This is a genomic window from Amycolatopsis sp. NPDC054798, from assembly GCF_053611505.1.
Map to the genome: position 1 here is coordinate 76,856 of NZ_JBSHAM010000005.1, position 17,020 is coordinate 93,875.

Sequence of the window (17,020 nt, forward strand, 5' to 3'; positions counted from 1 at the left end):
GATCAGGCGCGCTGGGCGAGGAAGGTGACCTTGACCTGGTCGCCCGCGGCCACCTCGGTGAGATCCTCCTCGACGGTGATGAGGCAGTTCGCCTCCGCCAGCGACGCGAGCAGGTGCGCGCCCGACGTGCCGAGCGGCTGCACCAGGTACTCGCCGTTCGCTTCGTCGCGCAGCAGCTGGCCGCGCAGGTAGCCACGCCGGCCCTTCGTCGAGGTGATCGACGACAGCAGCCGCGCCCCGACCACCCGGCGGTGCGGATTGCGGGTGCCGCGCGCGGTGCGGATCAACGGCCGCACCAGCACCTCGAACACCACGAGCGCGCTCATCGGGTTGCCCGGGATGAGGAACGTCGGCACCGAGTCCGGGCCGAGCCTGCCGAAGCCCTGCACCGACCCGGGGTGCATCGCGACCCGGGTCAGGTCGATGTGGCCGAGGTCGGACAGCGCGGCGTGCACCTCGTCTCCGGAGGATCCGCCGGCCCCGCCCGCGACGACCACGATCTCGGACATCAGCAGCCGTCCTTCGACGACCTCGCGCAGCCGCTTCGGGTCGCCCGGCACGATGCCGACCCGGCTCACCTCGGCACCGGCGTCGCGCGCGGCAGCGGCGAGTGCGTACGAGTTGACGTCGTAGACCTGGCCGACCGACGGCGTGCGGTCGATGTCCACCAGCTCGTCGCCGACCGACACGATCGACACCCGCGGCCGCGGATAGACCAGCACTTTTGCGCGGCCGACCGCGGCCAGCAGCCCGACCTGTGCGGAGCCGATGGTGTCGCCCTTGCGCACCGCGACGTCGCCGATCTGCACGTCCTCGCCTGCCCGCCGCACGTAGCCGGCGGAGGGCACGGACCGGTTCACGGTGACCTTGGCCTGGTGACCGTCGGTGTAAGCGGTCGGGACCACGGCGTCCGCCAGCGTGGGCAGCGGCGCGCCGGTGTCGACCCGCACCGCCTGGCCCGGCTGCAGCCGTCGCGGCTGACGCGAGCCGGCCGGGATTTCTCCGACGACCGGCAGCTGGACCGGTTCCTGTCCGGCGGTGCGCACGTCGACGCTCCGAACCGCGTACCCGTCCACTGCTGCCTGGTCGAACCCGGGCAGCGCGTGCTCAGCGACGACTTCCTCCGCGCACAGCAGGCCCTGCGCTTCGGAGATCGCCACACGGACCGGCCGCGGGCGCACGGCGGCGTCGAGGGTCAGCGCGATCTGCTCGTCGACCGAGCGGAAGTCTCCGGGCTCAGCGGATTCTTCCGCCGGGACAACGATTTCTGCCGATTCCGCTGCGGCGACGGCCTGAACCGCCGGTTCGGTCGCGACGACGTCTTCGATCGGCGTTGCTGGCGTGGAATCGAGGGAGTCCGTCATGGGCGATCGTTTCCGATCCGTTCGGTCAGCCAGGTGCGCAGCGAAGGCCCGTAATCTGGGTCCTCGAGCGCGAAATCGACAGCGGCGCGCAGGAATCCGCCCGGGTTGCCCAGGTCGTGCCGCCCGCCGCGGTGGACGACGATGTGCACCGGATGCCCTTCCTGGATCAGCAGCGCGACGGCGTCGGTGAGCTGCAGCTCGCCGCCGGCACCGGGCTCGATCCGGCGCAGCGCGTCGAAAATCGCCCGGTCGAGCAGGTACCGCCCGGCCGCGGCGTAGGTCGACGGCGCGTCCTCCGGCTTTGGCTTCTCGACCATGCCGTGGACCTGCTTGACGTCCGGGTCGCCAGTGTCGGTGACGTCGAAGACGCCGTACGGGGAGATCTGCTCCTTCGGGATGTCGAAGGCGCAAAGCACGCTTCCGCCGTACTGGGCGCGGACGGCCGACATCCGGTCGAGGACCCCGGCGGGCAACACGAGGTCGTCGGGCAGGAGCACGGCGACAGCGGTGTCCTCGTCGGTGAGGTTCGGTTCGGCCTGCGCGACCGCGTGCCCGAGCCCGAGTGCCTGTTCCTGGATCGCGACCTCGACGTCCAGCAGCTCCGGCCCGCGGCGGACCTTCGCCAGCAGTTCGGTTTTGCCCTTGTCCTCGAGCGTCTTCTCCAGGTCCGGCTTCGCCTCGAAGTACCGGACGACAGCTTCCTTGCCCGGCGAGGTGACGATCACCAGCCGCTTCGCGCCCGCACTCGCCGCCTCGGCGGCGACGATCTCGATCCCCGGCGTGTCGACCACCGGAAGCAGCTCTTTGGGCACCGCTTTCGTGGTCGGCAGGAATCGCGTGCCGAGGCCTGCGGCAGGCACGATGGCGGTTCTGAAGGTCTGGGTGGTTGAGGCGCCCGTCATGGGCGCAAAGCCTAACCTGGTCTCATGCACGAGCCGGGCAATGAGACCCCGAGCAAGGCGGAGTGGCGAACCCGAATCCTTCGCGCCCGCGCCGAACTGGCCCCCGAAGCCCACGCTCAAGAGGCAGCCGCCCTGGCGACCGCGGCGGCGTCGATCCACGCGGAAACGGTGTGCGCGTACCTTCCTTTCGGCACCGAGCCCGGCCAAATCTCCCTGGTGAACGCCCTGGCCTCGACAGGCGCGCGAGTCCTGCTGCCAGTCATCCCGGACACGCCCGGCCCGCTCGACTGGGCCGAGTACACCGGCCCGGACACCCTGATCCCCGGACGCCTCCGCGGCGTCCTGGAACCATCCGGCCCACGCCTGGGCACCAGCGCGGTCGCCTCGGCGCAGGTGCTGCTGATCCCAGCCCTGGCCGTCGACCGCCACGGCACCCGCCTCGGCCGCGGAGCCGGCTACTACGACCGCACCCTGACCGCCACGGCTGACACCGCGCGCGTGGCTGTAGTGCGCGCAGAGGAGGTAGTCGACCGTCTCCCGGCCGAACCCCACGACGTGCCCATGACCGCCGTCCTGACACCCTCCGGCCTCATCCAGCTGCCGACAGCCGCCGCGACTCGGTGAAGCAGCGGGGAGGAAGTGGTCAAGACCACTCGATCGGTGCCCAGGTCCGGCGTCGCCGCCCGACGCCCATGACCGGTCGACCGGCCGAAGCTCCTAGCCGACGCCCAGCGTCCGACCGAAGCCCAGCCGCCGACGCTCGGCATCGGTCACACCGCCAGGCCTCCGCCAACGCCTGACCGCGTAGCCACCAGCCCCGTCCAGCCGACAACCCACACAGCCACCATCGCCGTCCAGCTCACAGCTCACAGCTCACGGCCCACCAGCTCCGTCCAGCTCGCTCGCGGCCCCGTTGCTCACGATCAGCCAGCCACGTCACCAACCACCGCCAACTGCCACCCTCCTTCCGCCAATCACCCACCGCCCCCAGAGCCGTCAGCTCCAGGCCCCTCGCGAGCCCGTCGCGCACCCTCAGCCGGACAGGTCGCCAGCCCGCCAAGCTCCCTCACCTCAGCATCCAGCCGCGAACCACACGAACCACTCAAACCACGCATCCGCACACAACCCGTGCCAGCACCCGCTCCCTCAGCCGCCAAACCGGCCTCCACGAGCCGCCCACAGACACCGCCCCGGCCCTCGTCGCCAGCCCAACGAGGGCCCAACCGGCCGCACCAGCCGCGGTCCGACCACCCCACCGCACCCGCCCAGGACGTCCTGACCAGCGCTAACCCGCCGCCGCCCCTTCCGCCACAGCACTGTGAGCAAGGGGTAATTGCGCTGGGGGAATGTCGTCCAGCACAATTGGGTTAGCACTCTCGTAGGTCGAGTGCCAGTGCATGAAGGAGCTCCAGTGCCCACGTACCAGTACGCCTGCAAAGAATGCGACCACCGCTTCGAGGCCGTGCAGTCCTTCTCCGATCCCAGCCTGACCGTCTGCCCGCAGTGCTCCGGTCCACTGCGCAAGGTCTTCAGCTCGGTCGGCGTGGTCTTCAAGGGCAGCGGGTTCTACCGCACGGATTCGCGTGATTCGAGCAAGTCGAGCGCCTCCGCGACCCCGGCCAAGACCGAGAGCGCCAAGTCCGACTCGTCGTCCACCACCTCCTCTTCGTCGACGTCTTCTTCGTCCTCGAACACATCCTCCGCCACGAGCACGACAAAAACGGCTTCCACGACCTCCTGACCCCCGAGTTATCCACAAGGGGCCAGTTGTCCACAGGTTCGCGAATCGGTCCTTCCGGCCGGTTCGCGACGTCCTTAACGTCGGATTCGTGCGGCATCCCGCCGCATCGGAACCGACGAGGGGACAACCGTGAACACCTTGCTCAGCCGCCTTCCCGCGCTGCCTGACGTCCGGCTGCCGCGCGGTCGGCGAGCCCGGATGCTCCGCCGGTGTCTCGCGGCGGCCTTGGTCTTGGCCGGCCTGCTCGTCCTGCTTCTCCCGCCGTCCGCGCGCGGCGCGCCCGCCACCTCGACAGTGGTCTCGGCGCGCGACCTGCCCGCGGGTTCCGTCCTGCGTGCTGCTGACGTGCGGACCATCGCGCTGCCCGACGACCTACGCCCGTCCGGCGCGCTCTCGGCGTCCGACGCGGCTGTGGGCCGGCTTCTGGCCGGTGCCGCCCGCGCCGGCGAGCCCATCACCGACGTCCGGCTCCTCGGCAACAACCTCCCCGTAACGGGTGAACCCGGCACAGTCACCGTCGCCGTCCGGCTCGCGGACGCGGCCGTCGCCGAGTTGCTTCAGCCGGGCCAGCGCGTCGATGTCGTCGCGAGCGCGGATACCACGAATTCCGCGTCTGTGCTGGCCAGAGGCGCTTCGGTGGTCACTGTCCGGCGTTCCGACGACACTGGGAACCGTGCGCTCGGCCCGCCGCAGAAGGGTCCGCTGGTGCTGCTCGCGCTGCCGTCGCAGGTTGCCACGCAGGTCGCCGCTTCCTCGCTCGAACGACCGGTAACGGTTACTCTCCGCTAACCCGACCCTGTCCCGACGGGCGACGGCTGTCTCAGGGCGGCCAGACGCCCGTCCTGATTCTTCTGGGAGCAGCAGTGCTGAAAGGTTTCAAGGACTTTCTGATGCGCGGCAACGTCGTCGACCTCGCGGTCGCGGTCGTGGTCGGCGCCGCGTTCACCGCGATCGTCACGGCGTTCACCAACGGTCTGATCAAGCCGCTGATCAGCGCGATCGGTGGTTCCGACGCGGCGCAGGGGCTCGGTTTCCGGATCCTGAAGGAAAACGGCGCGACCTTCATGGACTTCGGCGGCGTGATCAACGCGGCGATCAACTTCGTGATCGTGGCGGGGATCGTCTACTTCCTGGTGGTGCTGCCGGTGAAGCACCTGCAGGAGCGGCGGAAGCGCGGTCAGGAGCCCGGTCCCGCCGAGCCCACCGACGTCGAGCTGCTCATCGAAATCCGCGACCTGCTGCGCGCGCAGCAGGGCAACGGCCCCTCCAGCCGCGACAGCTGAGGGGTCACTGATCGTGATGCGGGGGCCGGTTCTCGAGGTACCACGAATCCGGAGTGGTCTCCGGGGTCCGGCCCCGCTCATCGGACGTGGTCTCCGGCAGGACGTCGCCGAAGATCTCGTCGACCCGGCGGCGGCGCTGGGCCTCGGTCACGCGGGGACGTCGTTCCTCGTGCGGCATGGGTCCATCGTCCCACCTGTTGTTTGACAAGTGCAGAGAGACATCAGCCGCCGAAACGGCCGGGCTCAGACCTCTTCGAGGCCGGAAAGCTCGTCGATCACGTGCGGGACCAGCGAGGAGAGGGTCGCCATGCCGTCGCGCACCGCCGCGCGCGAGCCGGCCAGGTTGACCACCAGCGTGCTGCCCGAAACGCCGGCCAGGCCGCGGGAGATCCCGGCGTCGACCGCGCCCGCGGCCAGCCCCGAGGCGCGCAGGGCCTCGCCGATGCCCGGGATCGGGCGGTCGAGAACGCCGGCGGTGGCGTCCGGCGTGCGGTCGCGCGGCGACACTCCGGTGCCGCCGACCGTGATCACCAGGTCCGCCCCGCCGATCACCGCCGTGTTGAGCGCGTTCCGGATGGCCGCGGTCTCGGCCTCGACCACCACGACGCCGTCGACGATGAATCCGGCCTCCTCGAGCAGCTCGGTGACGAGCGGCCCGGAGGTGTCCTCGTGCTCCCCGTGCGCGACCCGGTCGTCCACAATCACCACGAGTGCCCGGCCCAGCCGCTGTGCGCTCCGTTCCATGCCGACACCGTATCCGGTTCCGGGCCCCCGCCGCCGCCGCGGGCCCGGTGATTTCTGACGATTCGGTGACGTGGTCCGCGCAGGCCGCGCGCGCCCCGGGGCAGGCGGCCTAGCGTCGGTGAGGTGCGAGTGCTCCTCACCGGCGGTGCCGGGTTCATCGGGTCCCGGATCGCCGACCAGCTGGCCGACGACGGCGACGAAGTCGTGGTGCTGGACAACCTGCTATCCACCGCGCACGGCTCCACGACGCCACCGGGATACACCCAGCGGCACCGCTTCCTGCGCGGTGACGTCACCGACGCCGAGATCGTCGCTGAGCTGCTCGACGGCGTCGACGCGGTCTGCCACCAGGCCGCGGTGGTCGGGCATGGTGTCGATCCCTCCGACGCGCCCTCGTATGCGCTGAACAACGACTACGGAACCGCCGTGCTGCTGGCCGCCATGCACGCGGCGAAGGTGCGCAAGCTCGTGCTGGCCTCGTCGATGGTGGTCTACGGAGAGGGGCGGTACGCGTGTGCGGAACACGGTGTCGTTCCGCCGTCACCTCGCCGGCAGTCCGATGTGGACGCCGGACGATTCGAACCCGCCTGCCCGCACTGCGGTGCCGAGTTGGCCTGGCGGCTCGTGCCCGAAGACGCGCCGCTGCTGCCTCGAAGCACCTACGCGGCAACGAAACTGGCGCAAGAACATCTCGCGGGCGCGTGGGCGCGGCAGACCGGCGGCACGGTCTGGGCATTGCGCTACCACAACGTCTACGGCCCGCGGATGCCGCAGAACACGCCGTACGCTGGCGTGGCGTCGCTGTTCCGGTCGGCGCTGGAACGCGGCGAAGCGCCGACCGTGCTGGAGGACGGGCGGCAACAGCGGGATTTCGTGCACGTGGACGACGTGGCCCGAGCGAACGTCCTCGCCCTTCGCAACGCCGCGTCGGAGGCAGACCTCACGCCGCTGAACATCTGTTCCGGACAGCCGCACAGCGTCGGCGACCTGGCCCGGGAACTGGCCAGCGCCTGCGGCGGGCCGGAGCCGCGGATCGTCGGCGGTGCGCGGCCAGCCGACGTCCGGCACGTGGTCGCCGACCCGGCCCGGGCACGGGAGCTGCTCGGGTTCCAGGCGGAAACGTCCTTCGCGGACGGCATCGCCGCGTTCGCCACTGCGGAGCTGCGCGCGTCCGTCACCCGATGAGGTGAAGATCACGTTCCGGAATGAATGCGTCGTACCAGATCTTGATGCTGGGCATGCGTTCCATCGTGGTGGGGGATATCGAAATCCACGCACTGACCGACGGACGGCTGCAGCTGCCGTCGTCGTTCTTCCCGGGCCTCCGGGGCAAACGCTCGGCACCGAGCACTGTTCCCGTGGTCACCGGCGCATTCCTGATCCGGACGGGCGGCCGTGCGGTGCTGGTCGACGCCGGTTTCGGTCCGCGTCCGTCCGGCGAGCCGCATCTGCCGCAGCACTCCAGGGAGCAGCTGCACCCTGTGGTCAGCGCCGCCGAGCCTGAGCACACCGGAGGCTTGCCCGCGGCGCTCGCCGAGGCCGGGGTTGCCCGCGAAGACATCGACACGGTGGTGCTGACGCATCTGCACGCCGACCACATCGGCTGGGTCGCGCCGAACGGCGAGCCGTACTTCCCCAACGCCGAAGTGCGGTACGGCGCGCCTGACTGGGCGGCGTTCGTCGAACCTGCGGGGCGACACGACCGCGGCCGCGTGGCTCTGGAGGCCCTTCACGCTCAGGGCAAACTGCGCACGCTGCTGGACGGCGAACTGGTCGCTCCCGGCGTCACCGTTCGGCACGCACCCGGACACACGCCAGGGCATTACGTGCTGGAGGTCGCGGATCAGGACCGTCGCGCCGTCCTGCTCGGCGATGTCTTCCAGATCCCGGAGCAGCTGGCTGATCCGACGATCGGCGCCGCGTCCGACGTCGATCCTGGACAGGCGGAGCTGACCCGTCGTCGCTGGCTCGGCGAGGTGGTCGGCACCGGAACGATCGTCGCGGCGGCGCATTTCCCGGACGAGCCGTTCTTCCGGATCGCCGCCGATCGCACCATGGAACCGGTTTCGGCGGTCGCCGCTTCCTGACTGTCCACAAGAGACGGATCAGGACACCGCCAGCGGCAACCGCACCTCGAAGCGGCAACCTGGGCCGTGGTTCTGCACGCCGATCCGTCCCCGGTGTGCCTCCACCAGGCCCTTCGCGATCGCCAGGCCCAGTCCGCCGCCGCTGGTGGTGCCGCTGCGATCGGGGGTGCGGGCTTGCGTGCCGCGGAAGGCGACGTCGAAGACCCGGCTGATCTCGTCGTCCGGAATCCCCCCGCAGCCGTCGTCCACGGCCAGCAGCGCCTGGTCGCCGTCGATCCCGATCTGCACGGCGACCGTGCCGTCCGGCGGAGTGTGCCGGATGGCGTTGGACACGAGATTCCGCACGATCCGCGCCAGCTCCGGATCGCTGCCGGACACCACCGGCCAAGCTGACGCGTTTTCCAGCACCCGCACGCGTTTGCGGTCAGCCACCGGTGCCTGCGCGGCGACCGCGTCGCTCACCACGTCGCGCAGCGGGACCGCCGACATGCTCAGTTCGAGCGCCCCCGCGGTGATCCGGGACAGTTCGAACAGGTCGCCCACCATGCCGGACAGCCGGGTGGTCTCGCCGCTGATGCGCTGGGCGTAGTCGGCCACCTCGGCGCGTTCGGAGACCACGCCGTCGGCCAGTGCCTCCGCCATCGCCTGGATCCCGGCCAGCGGGCTGCGAAGGTCGTGGCTGATCCACGCGACAAGTTCGCGACGCGACGCCTCCGCCGCGCGTTCGCGTTCCCGCGCCTCGCGTTCCCAAACGCTGCGCCGCGCGATGACCCGGCCCAGCACCATCGCCGCGGGCACCGCGACTAGTGCCACGAGCAGGCACACGAGCAGTTCGGTGGTCAGGGCCTCGGTGAACATGAAGCCGCTCACGCCGAGGATCCCGACCAGCATCGCGGCGACCGGCGTCAGCACGAGCGTGGTCATCGTGGTGGCCAGCGACCGGTGCCGCAGGAGGTAAAGCGCGAGTCCGCCCAGCGCTGCCACCGGCAAGGCGAACAGCAAGGCGAGCGGCAGAATGTGCAGGACGTGGACGAACATGTCCCACGCCGACTCGCCCGACCCGATCATGGCTGCGTCCGGTCGTAGCGGTAACCGACGCCCCACACCGTCGCGACGCGGATCGGTTTGGCCGGGTCACGTTCGATTTTCTCGCGCAACCGCCGCACGTGGACAGTCACCGTGGACTGGTCGCCGAAGTCCCAGCCCCACACCTTCTCCAGCAGGTCAGCCCGGCTGAACGCGACGCCGGGGTGGGAGAGGAAGAACGCGAGGAGATCGAACTCTCGCGTGGTCAGCGGCAGCACCGCACCGTCGAGCGTGGCCTGGCGAGCGGTCATCTGGAGCCGGAGATTGCCGTCCGCCAGCTCGGCCGCGGGGGGTTCGGGCCGGGGCATCCGGGCCCGGCGCAGCACGGACGCCACCCGCAGCGTGAGTTCCTTGGGGCTGAACGGTTTGGTGACGTAATCGTCGGCCCCCAGCTGCAGCCCGGCGATGCGGTTCTCCTCCTCGCCGAGGGCGGTGAGCATGACGATCGGCACCTGGCTCGCCTGCCGCAGCCTCCGGCACACCTCCAGACCGTTGAGTCCCGGCATCATCACGTCGAGCACCACCAGGTCCGGGACGCGCTCGGCGAACTGGGCGAGCGCCGCCGCACCGTCGCCGGCCAGGTCGACCGTGAAACCGGCGGTTTCGAGGTAGCGGCGGACGACATCTCGCACGGTCTCGTCGTCGTCCACCACGAGCACGCGACCCGCTTGGTCCTCCATGCCTCACCTCACCAGTTCGTCAGCAGCAGGTGGTTGACCGCGAGCGCGACCACCGCCTGTCCGGCCAGCCACCAGCGGCGGTGGCCCGCCGGAAGCAGCGCCGTGGCCGGGATCAGCCACGCGCCGAACGGTAGCCAGATCCGTTCTACCTCAGCCTTCGACAGGCCGGACGAATCGGCGAACACAATCGTGAGCACGGCCGCGACCACGATCAGCAGCACCGGATCGCGCAGGAGCGTCCGGCGAGAAGGCAAAAAGACCGCGGTAGCCACCCCTCGGCGGGCCGCCGCGACCACCGCTGGCCCGCACGCGACCGCCACCGCGGCCAGGTCAGCCCACACCCAGTAGGAATACGGCCGCACTAACGCAACGCCCTGGTAGTAGCGCTCGACGACGAGGTGGTAGCCGTCGAACCACCAGAACCCGGCGAGCGCGAATACGGCGACCACTGCCAGCGCGCCGAGGAGAGCGGCTGCGGTGGCACGCCATTGCCTGCCGAGCAAAGCGACGGCCAGCGCGATCAAGCCGAGCAGGATAAGGCCGTAGGAAAGGAAGATGCCGAAGCCGATGAGAATCCCAGCCGCCAACGCTGCAGGCCAGGCATAACCACGACGCTCTCGGAAGCCCACCGACGCGAGAGCGAGCAGTGCGATGCCGGTGGCGGTCACACCGGCGAAGAGACCGTCAGCCGACACGCCCAGCCACACCGCACCTGGGCTGAGCACCGCGAACGGCAGGGCCGCGCGTGCTGCGTCGGGGCGGCCGAGCAAGGCGATCGTCGCGGGCACCGCGACCGCGACCAGTGCGGCCACGAGCACCACCGCGGTCGACGCCCAGGCACCGCCGCCGAGGCCGAGCCGGTCGAGCCAGACGAAGACGAGCGTCGCGCCTGGCGGGTGGCCGGATACGTGAGTGGTCCACGAGTTCGGCTGGAAATCGAGGATGCGCGAGGAGAACTCGCGGAGAAAACGCGGGATGTCCGTAATGCCGGGGACTTCGTGCAGGTACTCCTGCGGAGTGGTGAGCCGGCCGGTGAAGCCGCGCGTCCAGCCGTCCACCATGGCGAGGGAGAAGATCCAGGCGAGGGAGGCCAGGTAGCCCGCGGCCAGGGCGCGCCGCCAGCGCAGCCGGGCGGCCAGGGCCGGGCCGTACAGGACGACACCGGCGGCGATCAGGACGGCGAACGCCGAGCCGGGGCCGACGTGCGGCAGCCAATGCGCGAATAGCGGCGGCGCGAATGCGTAGATCACCACATCCGAACCTGGCCGGTTGTAGTACACGCCGACCGCGGTGGCGGCGGCGATCACCACGAGGGTGACTCCGACCGTCACGAGATCCGCGCGGAACCGGGGACGGACGGGAACCGGGGGCGGCGGCTCGGCGAGCCGGGCAGCCTTCGTCGACTCGCTCATCGCCGGTCACGATAACCCCGAAGGCGGCGGTTCGGCGGGTTGCGCGCGGATCCGTGAGAAGTCGGTAAGATCTAGCCGGACGTCAGGATTTGGTAAGCACGGCAAGGGTTCTGCACTGTCCTTTCCAGACTTACCGTACGCCTCGTGAACGAATTCGGAGTGGACGTCGTCCTCCCCTGCCTCGACGAGGCGGCCGCGCTGCCCGGCGTGCTCGCCAGTCTGCCGCCGGGGTACCGCGCGATCGTCGTGGACAACGGGTCGCGCGACGGTTCCCCCGGCGTCGCGGCCGCGCACGGCGCGAAGGTCGTCGACGAGCCGCGGCGCGGTTACGGTGCCGCCGTCCACACCGGGCTGGAGAACGCGACAGCCGACATCGTCTGTTTCGCGGATGCGGACGGATCGCTCGACCTGACCGAGCTGCCGAGGTTGGTCGCTGCGGTCGCGGAGGGTGCGGATCTTGCGGTCGGGCGGCGGGTGCCGGTGTCCAGGGCAGCTTGGCCGTGGCACGCCAGAGCGGGAAACGCGGTCCTCTCGCTGCTGTTGCGGTCCCGTGGGCTGCCGGTGCGGGACATCGCGCCGTTGCGGGCGGTGCGCCGGCGGGAACTGCTCGTTCTCGGGGTCGCCGACCGTGCGTTCGGCTATCCGCTCGAACTGTTGGTGAAGGCTCAGCGCGCGGGCTGGGTGGTCCAGGAATTCGACGTCGCTTACCGGGAACGGGCGCAGGGCACGAAATCGAAGGTGTCCGGTTCGGTGCGCGGCACGTTGCGGGCGGTGCGGGACTTCGGGCGGGTGCTGGTCCGATGAAATTCTGCCTGCTTGTGGTTGCGAAAGCCCCGGTGCCGGGGTTCGCGAAGACTCGGTTGTGTCCGCCGGCGACGGCTGAACAGGCAGCGGAAATCGCCGCGTCCGCGCTGCTGGACACGCTGGACGCTGCGTTCGCCACTGACGGCGCGATCACCGTAGTGGCGATGACGGGCGACCTCGCCAAGGCAGCGCGGGGCAGCGAGATCGGCCGGGCGTTGCGGAAGGCGACCGTGATCGCGCAGCGGGGCTGGGATTTCGGCACCCGGCTGGCCAATGCGCACGCCGACACCGCTGCGGTGCATGCCGGTTTGCCCGTGCTGCAAATCGGCATGGACACGCCGCAGGTCTCCCCCGCGTTACTGGCCTCGGCGATCGAGCCGGTCGTCGCCGGAGCCAGCCGCGCGGTGCTCGGCGGCGCGGAAGACGGTGGCTGGTGGGGGCTTGGGCTTGCCGATCCGCGGCAGGCGCAGGTGCTGGCCGGGGTCCCGATGTCGCGTCCGGACACCGGGTTCCGCACCCGGGCGGCGCTGGAAAGCGTGGGCCTCTGCGTAGCCGAGCTGCCGATGTTGTCCGATGTGGACACCATGGCGGACGCGCTGCGAGTGGCCGCGATCCGGCGGGACAGCAGGTTCTCGAACGCGGTCGACGCGGTGGGAGTGGTGGCATGAAACTCGCGACCGGCCGGGAATTCGATCGTGGGCTGCTTGGCCATCGCTGCTGGCTGGAGCTTGCGAACGGCGGCCGCGTCGAGCTTCCAGTCGCCCGTTGGGCGGACGGTTGCGGTGCGGGCGACGCCGTGTTGCTGGACGCGTGCGAGGGTCCGACGCTCGACATCGGTTGCGGGCCCGGCCGCCTTACTGCCGCGTTGACGCGTCGAGGGGTGGTGACTCTCGGCGTGGACAGTTCGCCGGTCGCGGTGCGGCTGACTCGGCGGCGCGGGGCGAGTGCGTTGCAGCGCAATGTTTTCAGCCGCTTGCCCGGCGAGGGACGGTGGAATCACGTGCTGCTGGCCGACGGCAACATCGGGATCGGCGGCGATCCCGATGCGCTGCTGCGGCGAGTGCACGAGTTGCTCACGCCGGACGGTGACGTGCTCGTGGAACTGGAGGAACCAGGCCACGGCGTGCGGCGGGACCACGTCCGGCTGCGGCCGGATCCCGCTGACGGACGGTGGTTCACCTGGGCCTGGGTCGGCGTCGACGCCATCGCGGAGATCGCGGCACGGACTGGGTTCCGAGTGGTGTGGACGACCAGCCGCGGGCGTCGCTGGTTCGCGAAGCTGGAACGCGCGTGAAGCGCGGACGGCTGGCGGCCGCGTGGCGTGGGTTCGACGCTCGGGTCACCGCAGCGCAAGCCAAGATCGGCGACCGGGCCCCGAAGGCGGAGCAGTTCAAAGGCGGCGCGCACGGCGAGCGCGCGACGGCTCGGGTCGGCAGTTTCCTCGGGCTCGCGTTCCTGATCTGCTTCGTCACCGGGCTGCTGAGCCACTTGATCCAGCATCCGCCGGAGTGGTTCTTCTGGCCCAGCCGCCCGGTCTGGCTGTATCGGGTGACGCAGGGCGCGCACGTGCTGTCCGGGATCGCGGCGATTCCGTTGCTGCTGGCCAAACTGTGGAGCGTCTACCCGAAGCTGTTCGAGCGTCCGTTGGTGCGTTCGGTGCCGCACGCGGTGGAGCGGCTGTCGATCCTCGTCCTGTCCGGGGCGGCGTTCTTCGAGCTGAGTTCGGGACTGCTGAACGTCGCGCAGAACTATCCGTGGAACTTCTACTTTCCGCAGGTGCACTACGCGGTGGCGTGGGTGGCGATCGGGTCGATCTTCGTGCACGTCGCGGTGAAGCTCCCGGTGATCCGGCGGGCGCTGGCACGGCAGCGTGAGCCGGTCGAGCAGCCGGGTCCGGGGTTGTCGCGGCGAGGATTCCTGGCCACCACTGGGATCGCAACCGGAGTCGCGGTGCTGGCCACCGCGGGAGTGACAGTCCCCGCGCTCCGGAACGTCTCCGGGCTGTCGTGGCGATCGGACAAAGGCACGCAGAAGTTGCCGGTCAACCGCACGGCCGTAGCGGCGCAGGTAACGCGGGTCGCGCAGGACCCCGCGTGGCGGCTGTCCGTGGTGACTCCGGCGGGAACGCGGCAGTTCACGCTGGCCGAGCTGCGGGCGTTGCCGCAGACCACTGTGGACTTGCCGATCGCGTGTGTCGAGGGATGGAGCCAGATGGCGACGTGGCGTGGCATCTCGTTCCCGGACCTGCTGCGCGCCGCGGGCAGTTCGCCCGGCGTGGACGTGCGGGTGTCGTCGTTGGAGAAATCCGGCCTGTACGGCGTCAGCGTGCTGCCTGGCGAGCACACGGCCGACCCGCTCACGTTGCTGGCGCTGGAGTTGAACGGCGAGGTGCTGAACCTCGACCACGGCTACCCGTGCCGCGTGATCGCGCCCAGCCGGCCGGGCGTGCTGCAGACGAAGTGGGTCGCGAAGCTGGAGGTGCAGTGAAGACCGCGCGGATTGTGCTGGCGCTGCCCGGATTGGCGGCGCTGGCGTACGGGATCGTGCTGTTCCTCGACTACGCGGCACCGGCATGGCCGGACAGCTTCCAGACGCTGGCGTGGATTGGTGGCGGTCCGCTCGTCAATGACGCGGTGTTCGCTCCGGTCGCGGGAGTGCTTGGCCTGCTGCTCGCTCGGGTCTTGCCGCAGCCGTGGCGGGGGCCGGTGCAGGTCGGCGCGGTGCTGACCGCGGTGCTGGGTTTCGTGGCGTTCCCGCTGCTGTGGCGCGCTTATGGCGTGCCGCCGAAGCCTGGGTTGCACGACGGGAACACGTGGCTCGGGCTGACGGTGACGCTCGCGGTGGTGTGGGGCGGGGTCCTGATCGCGGCAGCCGTCCGGATTGTCCGGGTCCGGCATCGCGCGGCACGGAAAATTCGGTCGCGCGCAGGTAGCTGACCTGGGTTTTCTTCCGGTACCGGAATTTTCCCGCAGATTCGGCGTTTGGAACAGCGTGTGCGTGGGCAACTTCACCGCACGCGGAGAGGCTTTCCATGCCGAGTCGGAGGCGGCATGGAAAGCCTCTCCGTATTTTCGTGCGGGAGCCGGTTTTCGGGCACTGGTCAGCAAAAAACGGCCACGCGCGACCGGCTCTTGTGCTCCGGTCGCGCGCGGCCTGCAAAGGTTCGGCCCCAGCGCGGATGAGGGGGTCGAGCCGTGGGTTGGTCTCGGCCGCGCCTCGGCGGCCGAGCGATCTAGTTCGCCGGTACCGCCTGGCCGCCGAAGGTGACCTGCACCGTGCGTCCGCCAGCGAGGGTGAAGGTCGCCTGGTCGTTCGGGGCGCGGGTGCGGATCGCGGCGACGAGCGTGTTGGCGCTGTCGATGACGCGGTTGTCGATCTTGGTCACCACGTCGCCGGACTTCAGGCCAGCCTTCTCCGCCGGGCTGCCCGGCGTGATGTCGCCGAGCTGGGCACCGCCCTGGGGCGCGTCAGTGACCTTCGCGCCGATGAACGTCTGGGTCGCGTGCCCGGTCTTGATGATGTCCTGTGCGGTGCGGCGCGCCTGGTCGATCGGGATGGCGAACCCGATGCCGACGTTGCCGCCCTCGCCGCCGCTGCCCTGGCCGCGACCCGAATTCGGGCTGTAGATGGCCGAGTTGATGCCGATGACCTGGCCGCTCATGTTCGACAGCGGACCGCCCGAGTTGCCCGGGTTGATCGCGGCGTCGGTCTGGATCGCGTCCATCACCGTGGTCTGGTCGGTCTCGTCGCCGCCCGCCTGCACCGGGCGGTGCAACGAGCTGACGATGCCCGAGGTGACCGTGCCGGTCAGCTCGTACGGCGAGCCGATGGCCACGACCTGCTGCCCGACCCGCAGGTCGTCAGACCGGCCGAGTTCGACCGGCGTCAGGTTGCTGACGCCGGACACCTTCACCACGGCGATGTCCGTGGTCGGGTCCCGGCCGACGACCTTCGCCGCGGCCTTCTTGCCGTCCTGGAACACAGCCTGGATCTGGCCGCCGTTCGCGGCGACCTGGACGACGTGGTTGTTGGTGAGGATGTAGCCGTCGCTGCTGATCACGAAGCCGGAGCCCTCGCCGGCCGCGGTCCGGCCGGACACCTGCAGCTCGACCACGCTCGGCGACAGCTTCTGCGCCACCGATTCGACCGAGCCGGCGGGCACGTTGCCGGTCTGCTGCGCGGGTTTCGGCGCGTCGAGCGCGCTCACCGACGAACCGGACCCGCCGGTGAGGTACCCGACGGTCCCGCCCGCCACGCCGCCGATCACGAGCGAGATGGCCGCGACGCTCGCGAGGAGCTTGCCTGCCGTGCCCTTCTTCTCGCGCTGCGCGGGGACGCTGTAAACCGAGGTTCCCGGTGCACCGTAAGGATTGGCCGGGCTTCCGGCGGGCGGAGTCTGCGTCCCGCCGGGGTAATGGCTGCCGTACGGCTGACCTGGCGCGGCGTGCTGCGCGCCGGGGATCGGACCGGTCTGGGGCGCGCCAGCGGGCGACGCGGCCGCGCCTTGGGCTGACCACGGATTCGGCGCGCCACCGGCCGAACCGGCACCGTACGCCGGGCTGCCGGGCTGGGCGGTGCCGTACTGACCCGCAGGCGCTCCGTACGCACCGGAAGCGTCGCCGCTCGCCGTACCGGGGCCAGACGCCCCCGCCGAGGCCTCAGCGGCCGAACCGTACGTGGCAGCCGAACCTGTCGAACTGGAAACCGACTGTCCCGCGTCGCCACCGGCTGACGGGGGCTGATCCGGGGTCTGCTGCCAGGCCGCCTGGCCTTCGGCGCCCGGCTGGGCACCCGGGTCCTGGCGACCCGCCGCGGAGTCGGGCACGTGGGGGTCGTTCTCGGTCATGTCCTCACCTAAGCGGCTGGGCCTGAGAGGTTCCTGAGTCGAACCTGTGTTTCGTAGATGAGTATGCCGCG

The 17,020-nt window shown here is 70.4% G+C and carries 19 protein-coding genes; 11 read left to right on the forward strand and 8 right to left on the reverse strand.

Going from position 1 to position 17,020, the window contains the following annotated elements; all coding sequences use genetic code 11:
- Positions 1–2: 2 nt before the first annotated feature.
- Together glp and ACWGIC_RS05075 are read right to left on the reverse strand one after the other, a co-directional pair.
- Complete coding sequence (gene glp, locus ACWGIC_RS05070) at positions 3–1,364, reverse strand: molybdotransferase-like divisome protein Glp (protein ID WP_452074606.1); 1,362 nt, start codon at positions 1,362–1,364, stop codon at positions 3–5.
- Positions 1,361–2,266, reverse strand: coding sequence for a UTP--glucose-1-phosphate uridylyltransferase (locus ACWGIC_RS05075; protein ID WP_406638728.1), 906 nt, complete (start codon positions 2,264–2,266; stop codon positions 1,361–1,363). The genes glp and ACWGIC_RS05075 overlap by 4 nt, the downstream gene beginning before the upstream one ends.
- Positions 2,267–2,290: 24 nt before the next feature.
- On the opposite strand from ACWGIC_RS05075, the gene ACWGIC_RS05080 reads away from it, so the two are divergent.
- The 4 genes from ACWGIC_RS05080 to mscL all read left to right on the forward strand — a co-directional run bounded on the left by ACWGIC_RS05080 (position 2,291) and on the right by mscL (position 5,290).
- The gene (locus ACWGIC_RS05080; protein ID WP_452074607.1) at positions 2,291–2,890 is read left to right on the forward strand and encodes a 5-formyltetrahydrofolate cyclo-ligase; all 600 of its coding nucleotides are present in this window, start codon (positions 2,291–2,293) and stop codon (positions 2,888–2,890) included.
- 787 nt (positions 2,891–3,677) lie between these two features.
- Positions 3,678–4,007 (forward strand): FmdB family zinc ribbon protein, encoded by a 330-nt coding sequence (locus ACWGIC_RS05085; RefSeq protein ID WP_452074608.1) that lies wholly within the window; start codon positions 3,678–3,680, stop codon positions 4,005–4,007.
- A 129-nt stretch (positions 4,008–4,136) separates the two neighbouring features.
- A complete protein-coding gene (locus ACWGIC_RS05090) occupies positions 4,137–4,796 on the forward strand; it encodes an SAF domain-containing protein (RefSeq protein ID WP_452074609.1) in 660 nt (219 codons plus the stop codon).
- 74 nt (positions 4,797–4,870) lie between these two features.
- Entirely contained in the window at positions 4,871–5,290 is a 420-nt protein-coding gene (gene mscL, locus ACWGIC_RS05095) for a large-conductance mechanosensitive channel protein MscL (RefSeq protein WP_452074610.1), read from the forward strand.
- A gap of 4 nt (positions 5,291–5,294) precedes the next feature.
- Here the strand turns inward: mscL and ACWGIC_RS05100 are convergent, their stop codons facing one another.
- Entirely contained in the window at positions 5,295–5,468 is a 174-nt protein-coding gene (locus ACWGIC_RS05100) for a hypothetical protein (protein WP_452074611.1), read from the reverse strand.
- 65 nt (positions 5,469–5,533) lie between these two features.
- Positions 5,534–6,034 carry a MogA/MoaB family molybdenum cofactor biosynthesis protein gene (locus ACWGIC_RS05105; RefSeq protein WP_037369357.1) on the reverse strand — a complete coding sequence of 167 codons (501 nt, stop codon included), beginning with the start codon at positions 6,032–6,034 and terminating at the stop codon, positions 5,534–5,536.
- A gap of 123 nt (positions 6,035–6,157) precedes the next feature.
- On the opposite strand from ACWGIC_RS05105, the gene ACWGIC_RS05110 reads away from it, so the two are divergent.
- Positions 6,158–7,219, forward strand: a complete 1,062-nt coding sequence (locus tag ACWGIC_RS05110) for an NAD-dependent epimerase/dehydratase family protein (protein WP_452074612.1) — start codon at positions 6,158–6,160, stop codon at positions 7,217–7,219.
- A 20-nt stretch (positions 7,220–7,239) separates the two neighbouring features.
- Positions 7,240–8,121 (forward strand): MBL fold metallo-hydrolase, encoded by an 882-nt coding sequence (locus ACWGIC_RS05115; protein ID WP_452074613.1) that lies wholly within the window; start codon positions 7,240–7,242, stop codon positions 8,119–8,121.
- 18 nt (positions 8,122–8,139) lie between these two features.
- On the opposite strand, the gene ACWGIC_RS05120 is transcribed toward ACWGIC_RS05115, so the two are convergent.
- From ACWGIC_RS05120 to ACWGIC_RS05130, 3 genes are read right to left on the reverse strand one after another with little or no spacing between them, the layout of a single operon-like run.
- A complete protein-coding gene (locus ACWGIC_RS05120) occupies positions 8,140–9,189 on the reverse strand; it encodes a sensor histidine kinase (protein WP_452074614.1) in 1,050 nt (349 codons plus the stop codon).
- Positions 9,186–9,887, reverse strand: a complete 702-nt coding sequence (locus ACWGIC_RS05125; RefSeq protein WP_452074615.1) for a response regulator transcription factor — start codon at positions 9,885–9,887, stop codon at positions 9,186–9,188. The genes ACWGIC_RS05120 and ACWGIC_RS05125 overlap by 4 nt, the downstream gene beginning before the upstream one ends.
- An 8-nt stretch (positions 9,888–9,895) precedes the next feature.
- Entirely contained in the window at positions 9,896–11,299 is a 1,404-nt protein-coding gene (locus ACWGIC_RS05130; RefSeq protein WP_452074616.1) for a hypothetical protein, read from the reverse strand.
- A 159-nt stretch (positions 11,300–11,458) separates the two neighbouring features.
- On the opposite strand from ACWGIC_RS05130, the gene ACWGIC_RS05135 reads away from it, so the two are divergent.
- From ACWGIC_RS05135 to ACWGIC_RS05155, 5 genes are all read left to right on the forward strand, one after another.
- Entirely contained in the window at positions 11,459–12,103 is a 645-nt protein-coding gene (locus ACWGIC_RS05135; protein ID WP_452074718.1) for a glycosyltransferase family 2 protein, read from the forward strand.
- Complete coding sequence (locus tag ACWGIC_RS05140) at positions 12,100–12,771, forward strand: TIGR04282 family arsenosugar biosynthesis glycosyltransferase (RefSeq protein ID WP_452074617.1); 672 nt, start codon at positions 12,100–12,102, stop codon at positions 12,769–12,771. The genes ACWGIC_RS05135 and ACWGIC_RS05140 overlap by 4 nt, the downstream gene beginning before the upstream one ends.
- The gene (locus ACWGIC_RS05145; protein WP_452074618.1) at positions 12,768–13,397 is read left to right on the forward strand and encodes a methyltransferase domain-containing protein; all 630 of its coding nucleotides are present in this window, start codon (positions 12,768–12,770) and stop codon (positions 13,395–13,397) included. Before ACWGIC_RS05140 ends, ACWGIC_RS05145 begins: the two co-directional genes overlap by 4 nt.
- 65 nt (positions 13,398–13,462) lie before the next feature.
- A complete protein-coding gene (locus ACWGIC_RS05150; RefSeq protein ID WP_452074719.1) occupies positions 13,463–14,590 on the forward strand; it encodes a molybdopterin-dependent oxidoreductase in 1,128 nt (375 codons plus the stop codon).
- Positions 14,587–15,039 carry a hypothetical protein gene (locus ACWGIC_RS05155; protein ID WP_452074619.1) on the forward strand — a complete coding sequence of 151 codons (453 nt, stop codon included), beginning with the start codon at positions 14,587–14,589 and terminating at the stop codon, positions 15,037–15,039. The genes ACWGIC_RS05150 and ACWGIC_RS05155 overlap by 4 nt, the downstream gene beginning before the upstream one ends.
- 296 nt (positions 15,040–15,335) lie before the next feature.
- Here the strand turns inward: ACWGIC_RS05155 and ACWGIC_RS05160 are convergent, their stop codons facing one another.
- A complete protein-coding gene (locus tag ACWGIC_RS05160; RefSeq protein ID WP_452074620.1) occupies positions 15,336–16,949 on the reverse strand; it encodes a trypsin-like peptidase domain-containing protein in 1,614 nt (537 codons plus the stop codon).
- Between the last annotated feature and the right edge of the window lie 71 nt (positions 16,950–17,020).